This is a genomic window from Gluconobacter sp. Dm-44, assembly GCF_018256175.1.
Classification (GTDB): domain Bacteria; phylum Pseudomonadota; class Alphaproteobacteria; order Acetobacterales; family Acetobacteraceae; genus Gluconobacter; species Gluconobacter cadivus.
On the sequence record NZ_JAERLZ010000001.1, the window covers coordinates 46065 to 62052 of the forward strand.

Consider the following 15988-nt stretch of genomic DNA (forward strand, 5'->3'; position numbering starts at 1 on the left):
ACTGATATCCGCCATGAAAAATGAAGTAAAAATGGTCAGGCGACGTTCTGCCGCACGACCGGATCGGGATTGGCAACGGAGGCGACGACCGCTGGCAGACGTCCCTCGACATAGGTCTGAAGGGCCGCGCGATCAGCATCATTAACGAACAAACCAAGCCGTGAGCGACGCCACAGGATGTCCTCGGCGGTGCGAGCCCATTCGTTGTCGATCAGGTAATCCACTTCCCGAGCGCTGAGCGTATCGCCGAACATCTGGCCCATGCCTTCCGCATCGGCCGTCGCAATTTCGTAGGCCCGGAGCCCGTAATTGCGCATCAGACGCCACGAACTGCGCTCGGAAAGATGCGGCGCGTATCCACGGAAGCGACGAAGCTGCGCCTCGAAATCCTTCGGTGCGAACTCTCCGCCGGGAAGCGGGGTACCATCCGTCCAGCCCGGCTTATGCAGGACGGGAAGATGCGGCGCGAGCTTCTCGACGGCATGTTCGGCCAGTTTGCGGAACGTCGTGATCTTTCCACCGAAAACGGACAGGATCGGCGCGGCTGTCGCGTCCACATCCAGCACGTAATCACGCGTCACGGCCGAGGCATTGCCCGAATTGTCGTCATAGAGCGGGCGCACGCCAGCGTAAGTCCAGACGACATCGTCGGGGCTGACAGTTTTCGTGAAATAGCGATTTACGCTCTCGCACAGATAGCTGATTTCGTCAGGCGAGATGTCGACCTTCCCCGGGTCCTTCTCCCACGGAACATCCGTTGTGCCGATCAGGGTGAAGTCCTGCTCGTAGGGAATGGCGAAGACGATCCGCTTGTCCGGGTTCTGGAAGATGTAGGCCTGCGAACCGTCAAAGACGCGCGGAACCACGATGTGGCTTCCCTTGACCAGACGCACCTTGTTGCGGCTTGGCACGTTCAGACGATCCTGAAGCAGTTCCGCCACCCAAGGACCGGCAGCGTTCACGAGGGCCTTTGCCTGAACCGTGCTCTGCTCGCCCGTCTGGGTGTTTTCGAGCGTGGCGGTCCAGACCTGCGGGCCGCGAACAGCCTTGATGAGACGCGTGCGGGTCTGGACGTTCGCACCCACGCGCACCGCATCCATGGCGTTGAGAACCACGAGCCGACTGTCCTGCACCCAGCCATCCGAATATTCAAAACCGCGCACATACTCCGAACGCAGCGGCTTGCCCGCCGGAGCAGACCGCAGGTTCAGCGCCTTCGTTTTAGGAAGCGTCATGTTCGGGCAAAGATGATCGTACAGGAACAGCCCCGTACGCAGCAGCCATGCCGGGCGTAGCATTTTCGAGTGCGGCAGAACGAAGCGCATCGGCCAGATGATGTGCGGTGCGATCTTCAGCAGACGCTCACGCTCCATCAGAGCCTCACGGACCAGCCGGAACTCGTAATATTCGAGATAGCGCAGGCCGCCATGAATAAGCTTGGTGCTGGCGGACGATGTATGGCTTGCAAGATCATCCTGCTCGACGAGAAGCACATTCGCCCCCCTGCCCGCGGCATCCCTTGCAATTCCGCAGCCATTGATCCCGCCGCCCACAACCAGAAGGTCGTAGGGCGCGGATGGATTGGCAGCAGATGAAACCTCGTGAATCGATGACATCATAATCTCCTGTCATCACGCTCCAAAACGAGCGGTCGATGTTCGTTTTGGAGCGTGTTGAGCGATAAAGAAAGGGGTTTATGTGATTCGTAACGCAATAGTGTTAGAAGACGCTGCGTTATTCGTGATTTTCAGCCACATGCAGCGTGACACCCGCAGCATCCAGAAGCCGCTGAAAGGAGTCGGAGACCGGGCGATCCGTGATCAGGTCGTCGATATCCCGCAGATCCCCCACCCTACCCAGCGGGTGACGCGTGAACTTCGTATGATCGGCCAACAGCAGAACACGGCGCGAGTTCCGGATAATTGTCCGTGCGCACTGGATTTCTTCCAGATCAAAATCCAGCAACGTGCCATCTTCCTCAATCCCGCTGATCCCGATCACGCCGAATTCCGTGCGGAACGAGGACAGGGTTTCGATGGCTGTGGCCCCGAGAATGGCACCATCCTGCGGACGTAACTGTCCGCCCGCAATGATGGTATGAAAATCCGGTCGCCCAGAGACAAGCGAGGCCACATGCAGATTATTCGTCACGATCCGTAGATCCCTGTGGCTTGTCAGAGATCGGGCAAAGGCTTCCGTCGTTGTGCCGATGTTGATGAATAGAGACGAACGATCAGGAATCAGTGCTGCGGCATAACGTCCGATCGCATCCTTGGCAGAGGAATTGAGGATCTGGCGCGCATCGTAATCCAGATTTTCAACCGTAGAGACGGGAGTCGCACCCCCGTGATGGCGACACAGCAGGCCAAGTTCCGCAAGATGGGTCACGTCCCGGCGAATGGTCTGAACCGCAACACTGAAATGCTGCGCCATTTCCTCATTGGCCATGTAGCCCTGACTGCGAACCAGACGCACGATCTGGTCCTGTCTTGGGCTGGTGGAAGGCGGATCGTGAGGCATGATGGAATCCTGACGCGAAATGTAAGAAAGCGAACATAAGCGCACATTTTCGCTTACGGAAAGCCCGTGCCGCCGCAAGAACGTTCATTTCTGAAGCGACAAAGCAACCTCGAAGCCTCACAGGCCGTTACAGATCGTCCCCTAAAAGACATATTCCAGCCATGTCAGAGGATTTACCTTGAGACTGTAAGTGCCCGGAGTTGAACAGTCGGGCCTGAAGGTGAGTTATGAAGACAAAATTATTCGCAGGATTAATGGCAGGCTGCCTCCTCGCCGCAGCCCCTCTGGCCTCCGCCGATCCACGGAATTCCGGTCCTCAGGGTGGACCCGGATGGCATGATGGTCCGGGACGAAATGGAGATTATCGCGGCGGCGGTCGGCGCGGCGATCCTGATCGGGTTTGGCGTCGTGGAGACCGTTATGACGGCCCCCGTGGCAATCGCTGGGCCGTCAATAACTGGCGCAGCTATCGTGGCCTGTATGCTCCGCCACCCGGTTATTACTGGACGCGTTCTGGAAACCAGTTCCTGCTGACAGCTCTGGCAACGGGTCTGATTGCCGGGGTCGTTGGCGCCAATATTGCGGCACCGCCTCCAGGACCGCCTCCGCCGCCCCCTCCGGGATATGGACCGGGGCCACGCTAAGGAAGCGACCTACTGTTGAAGAAGCGCCGCGACCTCGCTCCATTCCGGTGCGGCGTCTGCGGCGCCACGACGGGTCGTCGCCAAAGCCCCACAAGCTGAGGCGATCCGCGCTGCTTCCGGCAGATTTTCTCCACGGGCCAATGCAACGGCAAGCCCTGCATTGAAACAGTCTCCGGCGGCAACCGTGTCGATCGGAGTTACCTGAAATGGCGGGATGTGCCCTGACGACGTTCCATCGTGCCAGAGCACGCCTTTCGCTCCCATCTTGACCAGAACGGCGCGGACACCTTTCGCCACAAGAGCTTCTGCGGCCGTCTTTGCCTCTTCAATAGTCGCGGGACGGATGCCGGTGAGACTGAAGGTTTCGCTTTCATTAGGTGTCAGAATATCGATCTCTGTCCATAAAGCGTCGAGAAAACCATGCTCAGGCGCAGGAGCCGGATCGAGTACGACGAGACCGCCCGCCCGCTTTGTCTGACGCGCGGCAGCCAGAGCGACTGTTTGTGGAATTTCAAGCTGGAGGAGCAGAACCTTCGCCCTGTCCAGCCAAGGCGAGGCTGCCACGACATCCGTTTCGTCCACCGCCATGTTCGCCCCGCCGGCAACGGTGATGCAGTTCTCCGCCGAAGCATCGATCCCGATCAGGGCAATGCCGGTCGGATGCTCGAGATCATCCCGCAGCGGCGAGAGATCCACGCCGAAACCCTCCAGACTGGCCCGGGCCTGCGCTCCGAACGCATCGCACCCCACACGACCGGCGAGAGCGACATCCACGTCGAACGGTTGTGCAAGCCTTGCAGCAGCAGCAGCCTGATTGCTGCCCTTCCCGCCCAGCCCGATCGCATAACTGTCGGCGTGAACAGTTTCGCCAGGGCGGGGAAGCCGCTGACTGCGGGCCGTCAGATCAATATTGATACTGCCGAAGGAGAGGATCAGAGGCGTCCGCAAAGTCATGTCCATCAGGCCGAAAGCTGGAGAAAGGGAAGATTTTCAAGCTTGCTTATCGGATGACCCCACGCCCTTCAAGCAGAGCAGCCGGAAGACCCGCCGCAATGAAGCAACAGAGTATCATTACTCTCCCTAAATCCCGATTTGTTGCTTATCCGTGCAACTTTTCACAAAAGCAGCAGTTTTCCATTCTCGACTTCCCTACCGGGTCGACAGGACTGTGTCTTTCGCAAATAATTGTGATAGGCTTCAGCCCTCCTGATGGCCGCGCGAAAGTTTCCTGCCTCCAATGCGACCTGCCCGCCTCCGATCCTGCATCTCCGGCCCCGCTTTTCTCCTGACGGGCGGATGCACTCTTCGCGGCGCTCCGGCCTTTCCGATCATGGGAGCCTATTTCCCGGGATGGATGGCCTGCGCACTGATCGGCGTGGCGACGGCTGTGGGCCTGCGCGTCCTCTTTCTGCTGACAGGGCTTGATGCGCTGCTCAGCTTCCGCCTTTTCACCTATGTCGCCCTTGGCGTCATCGCCGCACTCACGGTGTGGACGCTGGTATTCGGACCCTGATCGTGCAGCGCATCCCTGTTTCCAGCAAAAAACCAGTCGGCATCATCATTGCGGTCCTGTGCGTGGGAGCGGCCACCGCTTTCGGCATACATGTCGCCCATGAGGACAGTGCTCACCCCTCCTCTGATAGTGGCATCATCGATGCGGAAGTGGTGCATATCGCTTCGGTTGTGGGAGGGCGCCTTAAAATACTGAACGTGTCGGTCAACCAGCATGTGCACAAAGGCGATGTGCTGTACCAGATTGACCCTGAACCTTACGAACTGACGCTTCGACAGGCAAAGGCCAATTTGGATCTTGCCAATGCAGAAGTGGAGAACCAGACGCGTCTGCTCAGCGTCAAGACCTCCAACGCCGCAACGGCTGGCGATCAGGTTTCCCGCGCCCAGACCAACCGGGATCTGGCGGCGCGGACGGTGGAGCGGCTTCAGCCTCTGGCCGGAAAGTCCTATATTCCCTGGCAGCAATACGATCAGGCCCGCGTTGCCCTGCACGACGCCGAAATCTCGCTGGCCCAGTCCCGCATCCAGTCCACGGCGGCCACGACTGCAATTGGCGATCTGAAAAGTTCGATCGCCGCGCGTGATGCCAGTCAGGCAGCGTATGACCGCGTCCGTTATGAACTGCGACAAACCACGGTCATTGCTCCTGCGGACGGATATGTCACCAGCCTGCGCGTCAAGGTCGGTGAGGTTCTGGCGCCCTCGCAGTCTTTGTTTACGCTGATCGCGGACAACGAGTGGTATGCGATGGCCAATATCCGGGAGGGCGATCTTGACGCCGTCGGGGTTGGAGACTGCGTGACGGTTCACTCCATGATCGATCGGAACACACCGATCCGCGGACATGTCGAAAGTATCGGCTGGGGCGTTCTCTCGGTGGATTCCTCCGGAATTGCCCGTTCGCTTCCCCTCGTGCCGCGACAGATGGACTGGGTGCATGTCGCCCAGCGTTTCCCGGTCCGTATCCAGTTGGAGAAAGCGAACCCGCTTCTGCTACGTCTCGGCGCCACCGCGACGGTCGAGGTCCGGCATGGCGCTGCCTGTCCCTGAAACCTCCCCTTCCCCGGACGTTTCGGATCAGGACGTGATCCAGGACGCATCACCCCTTCGCACCCTCGGGCTGGCGCGGATCTGGCGCCTGATATGGGACCCTGCGCCGGGACGTCTGGGCTATGCGCTGCGCATGGCGGCTGGTTGCACAACCACCGTTCTGGTCGGGGAAATCTGGCAGGTTCCCGATCTGGGTGTTCCGGCACTCGTGACAATGGCATTGTGGCAGAAAGACCGCGTGACCAATGCCCTCGTCGGGGTTCTGGTGAACATCGTGGTGGTGTTCCTGCTCCTGCTGATCTATGGCCTGATCAAGATCACGCTGGATCACGCGATGGAACTGGTGATCGTGATCGCCCTCCTGTCATTCGGGTTTTTCTTTCTGGGGTCAGCCAGTAAACTCAAACCCGTAGCCTATATGTTCGGCCTGATTATCGTCTTTGGACTGGTCGTGATTGATCAGGTTCCGGTCGGGGAAGTCATCACTCGGGCTATTCTTTATACGGATCTGTTTCTGGCCGTGCCGGGAGCGGTCATGATCGTGCTCGGTATGCTGATCTGCCCGTCTCCGCGCAGGGTTCTGACCGACGATATTGCAGCCCGTCTTCTCATGGCGTGCCGCCTGCTACGGGGCGCGGATGACCGTACCCGCGAGCAGGCGACGGACATGCTGCGCATCGGCACGACGGACATGATGAAGTCTGCGAAAATGGCCGGGCTGGAAAAAATCTGGGCAGCCAAGGATCTGGCCTGCCTCAAACAATCCGCAAGCAGCAGCGTGGCCGTCCTCGCGCTCGCCGATGAAGCAGACCGAACCGGACTATCGGCAGAAGACGCGGCCTGTCTGATAGCAAACCTTGAAAAAATGGCCGCCATTTTCGCAGCCGGGGACTATCCCGCCGACATCGAGCGCCCCACTGTCAGCACCGCATCTCCAGCAGCCTGCGCCATGGCGGACATGCTGCCCGAGTTTACCACACCCCCTGCGGAAAGTACGAAAGCCGCCCCCCCGGAGAAAAAATCCGGGTTCTTTGCGGACGACGCATTCAGCAATCCCGAACATGTCCGCTTTGCGGTCAAGGGCACGGCAGGGGTTATGCTCAGCTATCTGGCCTTCATGGTGCTGGACTGGCCCGGTATCCACACCTGCATCATCACCTGCTTCATCGTTGCGCTGCCAACCATGGGGGAGATGGTTTCCAAGCTGACCCTGCGTATCTCAGGGGCGCTTGTGGGGGGGGCGATTGGCATTGGCTCCATCATTTTCGTCATGCCCCATCTGGATGGAATCACCGGTTTTCTGATTCTGATTTTCGTGGTGTCCCTGCTCGCGGCATGGGTCAAAACGGGTGATGAGCGCATTGCCTATGCGGGGTTTCAGATCGGCCTGGCCTTTTATCTATCGGATCTGAAAGGCTTCGGCCCCACCAGCGACATGGAAACCGCGCGGGACCGTATCATCGGAATCATGCTGGGCAATTTCATCACCTACGCCATGTTCACGAGCTTCTGGCCGGCGACCGCCCGAGACAGAATTGGAGAAGGTCTGCGCAAACTGGCGGAAGCTCTGAAACTCCAGTCTCAGGCCTTGACGCCGCAAGCCCGCGCAGAAGCGATTGCCAGCACCCAGTCCGCCCTTTCGGAAAGCGAGCGCACTCTGGAATATGTCATGGCAGAACCCATCAACACCCGCGTTGATCTTCCCCGTCTGAGGGAGACAAAACAGGCGCTTGCTGATGCTGGCTGCCTCTCGGAAGACCTGCTCGTCACACCCGAGAGAGCAGATCTGACCAATCACACCGCACGCCTGGAACGACTTGCAGGGTAAGGAGCCTTGGCGTTTCTGAGGGATTTTCTCTCCCTCGAAGAGAGAGAAAACTAGGCGTCCAGAAGCTCTTTTGAAAGCTCCACATGCTTTCGGGCATATGCCACGGAATTAATGGCGTTTTTCACGCGCTCCTGAGCAGCTTCGGTTCTTTGCAAAGCACCAGACGGATTGGTACGCACCGCAGAAATCGCCTCTGCAAGCGCAGTGGGGTTTCGTTCTGGCACATAGAGTACAGAATCTGACCCGAAATAATCTGTCAAACCACCACAGTCTGAAGAAATGACCGGGACCCCAAGGATAATGGCTTCCTCAACGACAGTAATGCCAGAAGCATGTCGATTGGACTGAAGGGGAACTACAACGATATCAGCGTCAGAATAAAGGCCGATCAGCTCGGCATTGTTTTTCGCCCGCACAAGCGTGACATTAGGCACATTCTTTGCTGCTTCAAATGCAGCAGGCGAACTGCTTGCGATGCTGAATTCCACATCCGGCAATGCATTTGCCGCAGCGCAGAAGGTCTTCCAGTCTCTGTGCTCGTCGTTGCCAAGCGAAAGGACCTTGAGTTTTTTCCCCTGGCAGGTTTTGCGAGCAGGCTTCATATCGTCTGCCCGGATGCCGAAATGCACCCGCTCAACACGCAGATCGGGAAACATACGCCGACCATCATCCCGGTTGAAAACCGAAAGTACTGTCAGAAGATCGAGGTCTTTCATAAGACGCCGGAAGAACCATTTCCTCCAGAAAGGCTGTTTGCGCCAGCGGTCAATCAGCCAGACAGCCTGCCCAAGAAGCTTTGGCCTGCGCACAGGCTTCAGAATTCGGAACAGGAGGAGAACTGCCAGAGTCTGCGATTCTGTATGCGTCCACACCACATCGGACGCAAGCATTTGCTTACGGTTCCGCCACGCATGGACAAAGTCGAAACCAAGCACAAGACGTGCACCATAGCGGAGCGCTTTGTTGAGCGGATTTTCGCGCTGATCTTCAGAATAAACGATTTCTATATCGTCTGAGGCAGCTCGGGAGTAGCCATAAGCCTGCTCCTCATTCAATCCCAATATTCGGCCCGCTTCCCAGCGTTCCCGCCAGGTTTTGCTGCCAAAACCGTACGCAAGCTGCACAAAAACTTTCATCACACAACATCCAGTTGCAATGATTGCTAAATACTTAACTTTAACAGCAGAATCAACGGAAAATTAACGGAAAATTATGGGGTTTTGGCCTCATTTTCACATCAGGATGAAAAAACCCCTGTTCCGTTTTGTGATCGAACAAAGCGTTTGTATCTGTGTCTTTCAAGAAACAGTCATGGGGAAACGCGCCGCATATCAGCACCAAAACAGACGAATCATTTTGACACTCAGTGCCATAATGTGGACAGGAGATTTCAGCCACCCATACTGACTGATCAGGACCGCTCATGAAATCCGCACGCCTGCTGCTTTGTCTTCTTTCCGGATCTGTCCTGAGCAGTATGCCCGCTTTCGCAGCGGAGACACAACCAGCTTCCAAGACCAAAACAGCCGTACCCGCCCCGTCATCTTATGCCAAAACACACCCCCCCAAAGCAGAGACCATCACGGTTCGTAGTCGAAACGGCTCTGGAACTGCTGCGGATTATCTGAACAAAGACGTGGCTTTGGGGCCGCTCGGCACGCGCTCCGTGCTCGATACACCGATGTCCATCATGGTTATTCCGCATGATGTTCTGGTGAACCAGCAGAGCCGCAACATCAACGATCTCGTGGCATATGTGCCGTCCGCCCAGCTTGAAATGCGCGGCGATCCGAATACCAGCCGGCCGCAGTCTCGTGGTTTTGAAGGCGATGTGATTGCCAACACGCGCATGGACGGGCTGAACATGGTCATCACTACGCCCTATGCCGCCGAACAATTCGACAGCCTTCAGGTTCTGAACGGTCTGGCAGGCGCGCTTTACGGACCGCAGAACCCGGCGGGCACGTTCGACTTCACGCTCAAGCGTCCGACGGACCGTATGACCGAACGCTTCGTTGTGGGAACGGATTCCATCGGCTCTCCTCTGGAGAGCGCGGATGTTTCGGGGCGCGTGGGGAAAAACAAATGGTTCGGCTACCGGTTGAACCTGCTGAACCAGAACGGCGAAGGCTATGTGGAGGGCTCGCATCTGCGGCGTGATCTCGTCAGCGGCGATTTCGACATTCACCTCTCGGACAAAACCGTCATCCAGATCGATGCCAGCCAGTATACCTATGCCGAACGCGGCTATCCGGGCGGTTTCGCCTACAGTACCGCCATCCAGCTCCCCCAGGCACCGGATCTGAGCCAGAAGGGTTATGGTCAGCCACAGGCGGGCTACAACATGGAAACCGATACGGCTCTGGCCAAGATCATCCATAATTTCAACGACAACTGGAGCCTGAAGCTCGGCGGTCTATGGCAGAATGCGGCGCGCAATGTCTTCAGCACGTCCAACCAGCTTCTGAATTCCTCGGGCCTGTATCGCCAGACGATTTCCGCAGCCCTTACGGCCAATGATTTCGTCGCAGGAAGCAATATGGCTTACCTGAACGGCAAATTCCGCACCGGCCCACTGCGGCACCAGATCGAACTCGGCACGAATGGTTATGTAATGGGGAACTACAACCCCACCTCCTCCACCGGAACCATCACTCTTGGGGAAGCCACGATTGGCCATCCCAAGAGCTTCTCAAGCGTGCAGCCTTATTATTCCGGCCGCTACAAATCCGCGGATACGATGAACCAGTCGCTGCTGGCAGGCGACACAATTTCGCTGGGCAAACACTGGTCGATCATGGGCTCCCTCGCCTGGAGCTGGCTGAGCACCAATAACTACGCCAAGACCGGCACCAAGACATCCAGCTACACACGAGCCGCCGCATTCAGCCCGATGACGAGCCTGATGTACAAGCCGACGGACAGCCAGACGCTGTATTTCACATGGGGACGTTCGCTACAGGCGGGAACGACCGCCCCGGTGGGGTCGGTCAACGTGAATGACGTCACGGCTCCGTTGCGCTCAGAAGAATATGAAGTCGGCTACAAGATCCTGATCGCCAAGCGCATGCAGGTCAACATTGCGGGCTTCCGCATGTCACGTCCGTTTGGATTCACGGACCCTGTGACGCATGTCTATGCGAATTACGGCACGCAGCGGAATTATGGCGTCGAATTTCAGGCATCGGGCAATATCACCGATAACCTGACATTTCTTGGTGGCATGACATGGCTTGATGCCCAGATGCTGGGCACGGGATCGTCGTTGACGGCCAACAAGCAGGTTGTGGGAGTCCCGCCACTGATGGCGAATGCGCTGCTGGATTATCGCCTGCCGTTCCTAAAGGGCGCGGCCGTCAACGCGAATGTTCATTATATGGGCCGTCGCGCGGCCAATGTTTACAACACGACCTTTGCGCCGTCTTACGTCACGCTGGATCTGGGCGCACGTTATGCGACCCATGCCTATGGCCAGCCGCTGGTGTTCCGCTTTGGTGTGAACAACGTGACGAACCAGAGCTACTGGGCGTCCGTCTATCCGTCCAGCATTAATGGCGTCAGCAATGCTACCAACTCCGCAGTGGCCGGCCTGCCGCGGACGTACCATTTCAGCATCGAGCTGGACCTCTGAGCGGGGTTCAGCCTGAACTCATCGGGAAATCGTTCTGCCACAGCAGAGGCTGAAGCGTGAAGGTCCGGCGCAGGATGGTTTCAAGATCCGACCGGCCTTCGGTCTTGACCCACTCATCCAGAGCCGTCCGGAACGTCGCAATGGCCGTCCGAGCGAGAAGACGCGCCGCAAGTGACGGCATTTCGGTGGCGGGCAAGCGGGCGATCAGGGTGGAAGCGAGCGTCTCTTCCCATTCCGAATACCGGCGCAAAGCCATGTCACGCAGCGCGGGCGTCTGCTCCACCAGCCTGACGACCGCATAGGCATCCATCCGGTCGGACGAATAACAGGCGACGACCGGAACAAGCCCCGCCAGCACAGCGTCCTGTAGCGGAACGTCCAGCGGCACGGCGCGAATGGCATCGGTCAGGATCGTTGTAACGCCGGTGGTCCAGGCGAGAATGATATCGGCCTTACCCGGAAAATAACGAAAGAGCGTCCGACGCGAGATCTGGGCGGCTTCTGCGATTTCATCGACGGATGTTTCTTCATAACCGTAAGTCGAAAACAGGCGCATGGCTTCGCGCACCAGCGCGGCATGGGTGCGGTCCTTCTTGCGCTGCCGCAGCGGTCCGTCCTGTTCGCCATCCTCTTGTGCGTCTATCGTCATGCCGTCCAGTTATCCCGAAGTCCGCAACCAGCATAGACCCGATCTGCTGAAGCGTTCCAGCAGGCAGAAACCACCGGCTTCAGGACACGAGCCGGTAACGCGCCCGGACCAGCACGTCATTTTCAAGCTGCTGCCGGAGCGCCGACATCTCCTGCGGGGCAGTCAGAACCGCCACCTCGTGAAAAAACGGACGCCTGCCCGTCACGCGGTCCTGAAAAACCTGCGCCAGAACCATGACCACCGGATCACGACTGCAACAAAAGCATCCCGTAGCGTGGCGGTTCCTGAAGGGCAACGGTGCCGGAATGGCGGCGACGTCGCCCCACGTTTCCTCAGGCCGTGCCTTACCGATGAACAGCGCATGATTTTTGCGCTCCTGCGACCACGAACATGGTCCGGACAGGAGGCTCAGGGGGATCAGAGACATGTGGGGCACGGTCATTCCGTCCTCTGTAGCAGGCCGGGCGTACCCGGGCAGCATTTTCATGTTCCGTTTTTCATGCCTCCAACTCTTTGCCGCCATGCAGGCGGTTTGCTACACCGTTTCTGCCTCTTACCGTATATGGAGGCCCTGTCCCGATCGCGGGTTCCCGAACCCGCCTCCCGCCCTTTCCAGTTACAGAGCCTTCTGCCCATGTCCTCACGCCCCCATCTGCTTGACGCCCTCGCCGATCAGGTCCTGCTCTGTGATGGCGGTATGGGGTCCCGAGTGCAGATGCTGGATCTCGAAGTCGAGCGCGATTACTGGGGACAGGAAAACTGCACGGAAATCCTGAACCTCTCCCGTCCGGAACTCGTGCGTGAAATCCATCGCGGCTATTTCGAGGCCGGGGCGGATATGGTGGAGACGAACACGTTCGGCGGCTCTATCGTTACGCTGGCGGAGTTCGGGCTGCAGGACCGCACACGGGAAATCAACCGCACGGCGGCCACTCTGGCCCGTGAGGCGGCTGAAACATTCTCCGACGGACGGCACCGCTACGTCATGGGCTCCATCGGTCCGGGCACGAAGCTGCCGACGCTGGGCAACATTGCTTATGACGATCTGGAAGCCGGTCTGGTCGAACAGTGCCGTGGCCTGATCGACGGTGGCGTGGACGGGTTCCTGATCGAGACGTGTCAGGACACACTTCAGATCAAAGCGGCCGTGAATGCTGCCAAGATTGCGCGGATCGAACTGGGTTCCGATGCGCCAATCTTCGTGCAGGTCACAGTCGAGACCACTGGCACGCTGCTGGTCGGCCCCGATATCGCCGCCGCTGCTACGACCGTTCAGGCGCTGGACGTGCCCTCGCTCGGCCTGAACTGCGCCACCGGCCCGCAGGAAATGGGCGAGCATCTGCGCTGGCTGTCAGAAAACTGGCCCGGCCTCATTTCCATGCAACCAAATGCCGGCCTGCCCGAGCTTGTGGACGGCAAGACCGTCTACCCGCTCAGCCCCGAGGAAATGGCCGTTTGGATGGAGCGCTTTGTTCAGGAAGACGGGCTGAACCTGATCGGCGGCTGCTGTGGCACATCCACCCCGCATATTCAGGCATTGGACGGGATGCTGCGTCACCTTGGTGGCACGAAACTGCGCCCTGCCCCGGTCAAACGCAACACGATCTGGATGCCGTCCGTCTCCAGCCTCTACACCCAGACGCCGCTGCGTCAGGAAAACAGCTATTTCTCCATCGGCGAACGCTGCAACGCCAATGGCTCCAAGAAATGGCGCGAGCTTCAGGAAGCCAATGACTGGGATGGCTGCGTCGCCATCGGGCGCGAACAGGCCGCCGAGGGTTCCAACGCGCTCGATATCTGCACGGCGTTCGTCGGACGCGATGAAGTCCGCGAAATGAACGAGGTCGTCACGCGCTTCACGTCGTCTGTGAATGCGCCTCTGGTAATTGATTCGACCGAAACCCCCGTTATTGAAGCCGCGCTCAAGCTGCATGGCGGCAAGCCGATCATCAACTCGATCAATTTCGAAGACGGTGAAGAACAGGCGCATGCCCGCATGAAGCTGGCCCGCAAGTTCGGCGCGGCGATGATTGCGCTCACGATCGACGAAGTTGGCATGGCGAAGGAGCCGCAGGACAAGCTGCGCATTGCCGAACGTCTGGTCGATTTCGCCTGCACCCAATACGGCCTGCCACAGTCCGATCTGATGATCGACCCGCTGACCTTCACCATCGCGACGGGCGTGGAAGACGACCGCAAGCTCGGGCAGTGGACGCTGGAGGGCATCAAGCTGATCCGCGACAAGTTCCCCGATATCCAGATCATTCTCGGCCTGTCGAACATTTCCTTCGGCCTGAATCCGGCCGCGCGTGCTGTGCTGAATTCGGTGTTCCTCGACCATGCCGTCAAGGCGGGCATGACGGGCGCGATCGTGCATGTCTCCAAAATCCGTCCGTTGCATCTGATCGCGGCTGAAGAGGTCAAGGTTGCGGAAGACCTGATCTTCGACCGTCGCACCGAAGACTACGATCCGCTCCAGAAACTGCTGGAGCTGTTTGCGGGCCGCAAAGCCGCCGATGCCGTCAAGAAACGTCGTGCGGAAACCCCTGCGGAACGTCTGAAAGACCGGATCGTGGATGGTGACCGCAAGGGCATCGAGGACGATCTGGCGGCCGCAATGACAGAAATGCCGCCGCTCGACATCATCAACAATGTCCTGCTGGATGGCATGAAGGTTGTGGGCGAGCTGTTCGGTTCGGGCAAGATGCAACTTCCGTTCGTGTTGCAGTCCGCCGAGACGATGAAGACTGCCGTCGCCTGGCTTGAGCCGCATATGGAGCGCACGGAAGGCCAGCATCGCGGCACGATGGTACTCGCGACCGTCAAGGGCGACGTCCACGATATCGGCAAGAACCTTGTGGACATCATCCTGACCAATAACGGCTACCGGGTCATCAATCTGGGCATCAAGGTGCCACTGGCGGACATGATTGCGGCCGTCAAAGAACATAACGCCGATGCGCTGGGCATGTCCGGGCTTCTGGTGAAATCCACGGTTATCATGCGCGAAAATCTCGCGGAAATGCACCGTCAGGGCTTTGACCTTCCGGTTATTCTTGGCGGCGCGGCCCTGACGCGGAATTACGTCGAGGAAGAATGCGCCCGCTCTTATGGCGCGGGTGAGCCGGGACGTGTGGCCTATGCGCGTGATGCGTTCGACGGTCTGGGCCTGATGGACAAGATCGCCAATAACGACCTCGACTCCTATCTGGGCGCAATCCAGACGCGCCGCGCCAGCCAAGCGAGCCGCAAGACGGAACGCGCGCCGGAAATCGCGGAAACACGCGGCTTTGGTGAGGTGGATCGTGAGGCGGCAAAGGCCCGGCGCGAGCGCGTTTCAGGTTCCGAGCCTGTCATCACGCCGCCTTTCTGGGGCGCGCGCGTTCTGGAAGCGACGCCGAACGCAGTTCTGCCGTTCCTCAATGAGCGGTCGCTGTATCAGTTTCAGTGGGGCTTTCGGAAACAGGGCCGCTCGCTCGACGAATTCATGGAATACGCCAAGATCGAACTCCGCCCCGTGCTCAAGCGGATGCTGGCGCTAAGCGCGGAGCAGGACATCATCCGTCCACAGGCGATCTATGGGTACTGGAAAGCAGCGGGAGACGGGAACGATCTCGTGCTGTTCGAAGAAGACGGTAAAACGGAAGCCGCACGCTTCACCATGCCCCGCCAGCCCAAGGATGACGGCGAGTGCATCGCCGATTTCGTGCGCGATATCAGCGATGACGTGCGCGATGTGGTCGGGCTTCAGGTGGTCACCGTCGGACAGAAAGCATCCGATCTGGCGCGGGTATGGTTCGAGGACAACCGCTATCAGGACTATCTGTACCTGCATGGCCTGTCGGTCGAAATGGCGGAAGCCATGGCGGAATACACCCACAAGCGCATCCGCGCCGAACTAGGCTTCGCGGGCGACGACAACCGTGACATGGAAAAGCTACTGTCGCAGTCCTATCGCGGCTCACGCTATTCCTTCGGTTATCCCGCCTGCCCGCGCCTGGAGGATCAGGAGCCGATCCTGAAAATGCTGGATGCCGAACGCATCGGCGTGTCGCTTTCGGACGGCTATCAGCTGCACCCTGAACAGTCGACATCAGCGCTCGTGATGCTAAATCCGCGTGCAAAATACTTCACCGTCTGAAGACGGCAGA

At 58.7% G+C, this 15988-nt stretch carries 12 protein-coding genes; 6 read left to right on the forward strand and 6 right to left on the reverse strand.

The window, feature by feature from the left end; all coding sequences use genetic code 11:
* Positions 1 to 35: 35 nt before the first annotated feature.
* Positions 36 to 1616, reverse strand: coding sequence for a glycerol-3-phosphate dehydrogenase (gene glpD, locus JK213_RS00210; protein ID WP_194261643.1), 1581 nt, complete (start codon positions 1614 to 1616; stop codon positions 36 to 38).
* A 118-nt stretch (positions 1617 to 1734) separates the two neighbouring features.
* Positions 1735 to 2520 (reverse strand): DeoR/GlpR family DNA-binding transcription regulator, encoded by a 786-nt coding sequence (locus JK213_RS00215; protein ID WP_194261368.1) that lies wholly within the window; start codon positions 2518 to 2520, stop codon positions 1735 to 1737.
* A gap of 227 nt (positions 2521 to 2747) precedes the next feature.
* Here JK213_RS00215 and JK213_RS00220 point away from each other — a divergent pair, with 227 nt between their 5' ends.
* Positions 2748 to 3164 (forward strand): RcnB family protein, encoded by a 417-nt coding sequence (locus JK213_RS00220; protein ID WP_194261369.1) that lies wholly within the window; start codon positions 2748 to 2750, stop codon positions 3162 to 3164.
* 9 nt (positions 3165 to 3173) lie between these two features.
* Here JK213_RS00220 and JK213_RS00225 read toward each other — a convergent pair whose 3' ends face one another.
* Positions 3174 to 4118 (reverse strand): ribokinase, encoded by a 945-nt coding sequence (locus JK213_RS00225; protein ID WP_194261370.1) that lies wholly within the window; start codon positions 4116 to 4118, stop codon positions 3174 to 3176.
* Positions 4119 to 4494: 376 nt separating this feature from the next.
* On the opposite strand from JK213_RS00225, the gene JK213_RS00230 reads away from it, so the two are divergent.
* The 3 genes from JK213_RS00230 to JK213_RS00240 are packed head-to-tail and all read left to right on the forward strand — an operon-like array spanning position 4495 to position 7557.
* Entirely contained in the window at positions 4495 to 4677 is a 183-nt protein-coding gene (locus tag JK213_RS00230; protein WP_235993225.1) for a hypothetical protein, read from the forward strand.
* A 2-nt stretch (positions 4678 to 4679) separates the two neighbouring features.
* A complete protein-coding gene (mdtN, locus tag JK213_RS00235) occupies positions 4680 to 5729 on the forward strand; it encodes a multidrug transporter subunit MdtN (protein ID WP_194261371.1) in 1050 nt (349 codons plus the stop codon).
* Positions 5710 to 7557: an FUSC family protein gene (locus JK213_RS00240; RefSeq protein WP_194261372.1), complete on the forward strand. Its 1848-nt coding sequence runs from the start codon at positions 5710 to 5712 to the stop codon at positions 7555 to 7557. The genes mdtN and JK213_RS00240 overlap by 20 nt, the downstream gene beginning before the upstream one ends.
* Before the next feature lie 50 nt (positions 7558 to 7607).
* Here JK213_RS00240 and JK213_RS00245 read toward each other — a convergent pair whose 3' ends face one another.
* Positions 7608 to 8693: a glycosyltransferase family 4 protein gene (locus JK213_RS00245; protein ID WP_194261373.1), complete on the reverse strand. Its 1086-nt coding sequence runs from the start codon at positions 8691 to 8693 to the stop codon at positions 7608 to 7610.
* A gap of 287 nt (positions 8694 to 8980) precedes the next feature.
* Here JK213_RS00245 and JK213_RS00250 point away from each other — a divergent pair, with 287 nt between their 5' ends.
* Positions 8981 to 11188 (forward strand): TonB-dependent siderophore receptor, encoded by a 2208-nt coding sequence (locus JK213_RS00250; protein ID WP_194261374.1) that lies wholly within the window; start codon positions 8981 to 8983, stop codon positions 11186 to 11188.
* A gap of 7 nt (positions 11189 to 11195) precedes the next feature.
* On the opposite strand, the gene JK213_RS00255 is transcribed toward JK213_RS00250, so the two are convergent.
* A complete protein-coding gene (locus tag JK213_RS00255) occupies positions 11196 to 11837 on the reverse strand; it encodes a TetR family transcriptional regulator (RefSeq protein ID WP_194261375.1) in 642 nt (213 codons plus the stop codon).
* Between the two features lie 79 nt (positions 11838 to 11916).
* Entirely contained in the window at positions 11917 to 12324 is a 408-nt protein-coding gene (locus JK213_RS00260) for a hypothetical protein (RefSeq protein ID WP_194261376.1), read from the reverse strand.
* A 147-nt stretch (positions 12325 to 12471) separates the two neighbouring features.
* Between JK213_RS00260 and metH the strand changes: the two genes are divergently transcribed.
* On the forward strand, positions 12472 to 15978 hold the full coding sequence (gene metH, locus JK213_RS00265) for a methionine synthase (protein ID WP_194261377.1): 3507 nt from the start codon (positions 12472 to 12474) through the stop codon (positions 15976 to 15978).
* Positions 15979 to 15988 lie beyond the last annotated feature (10 nt).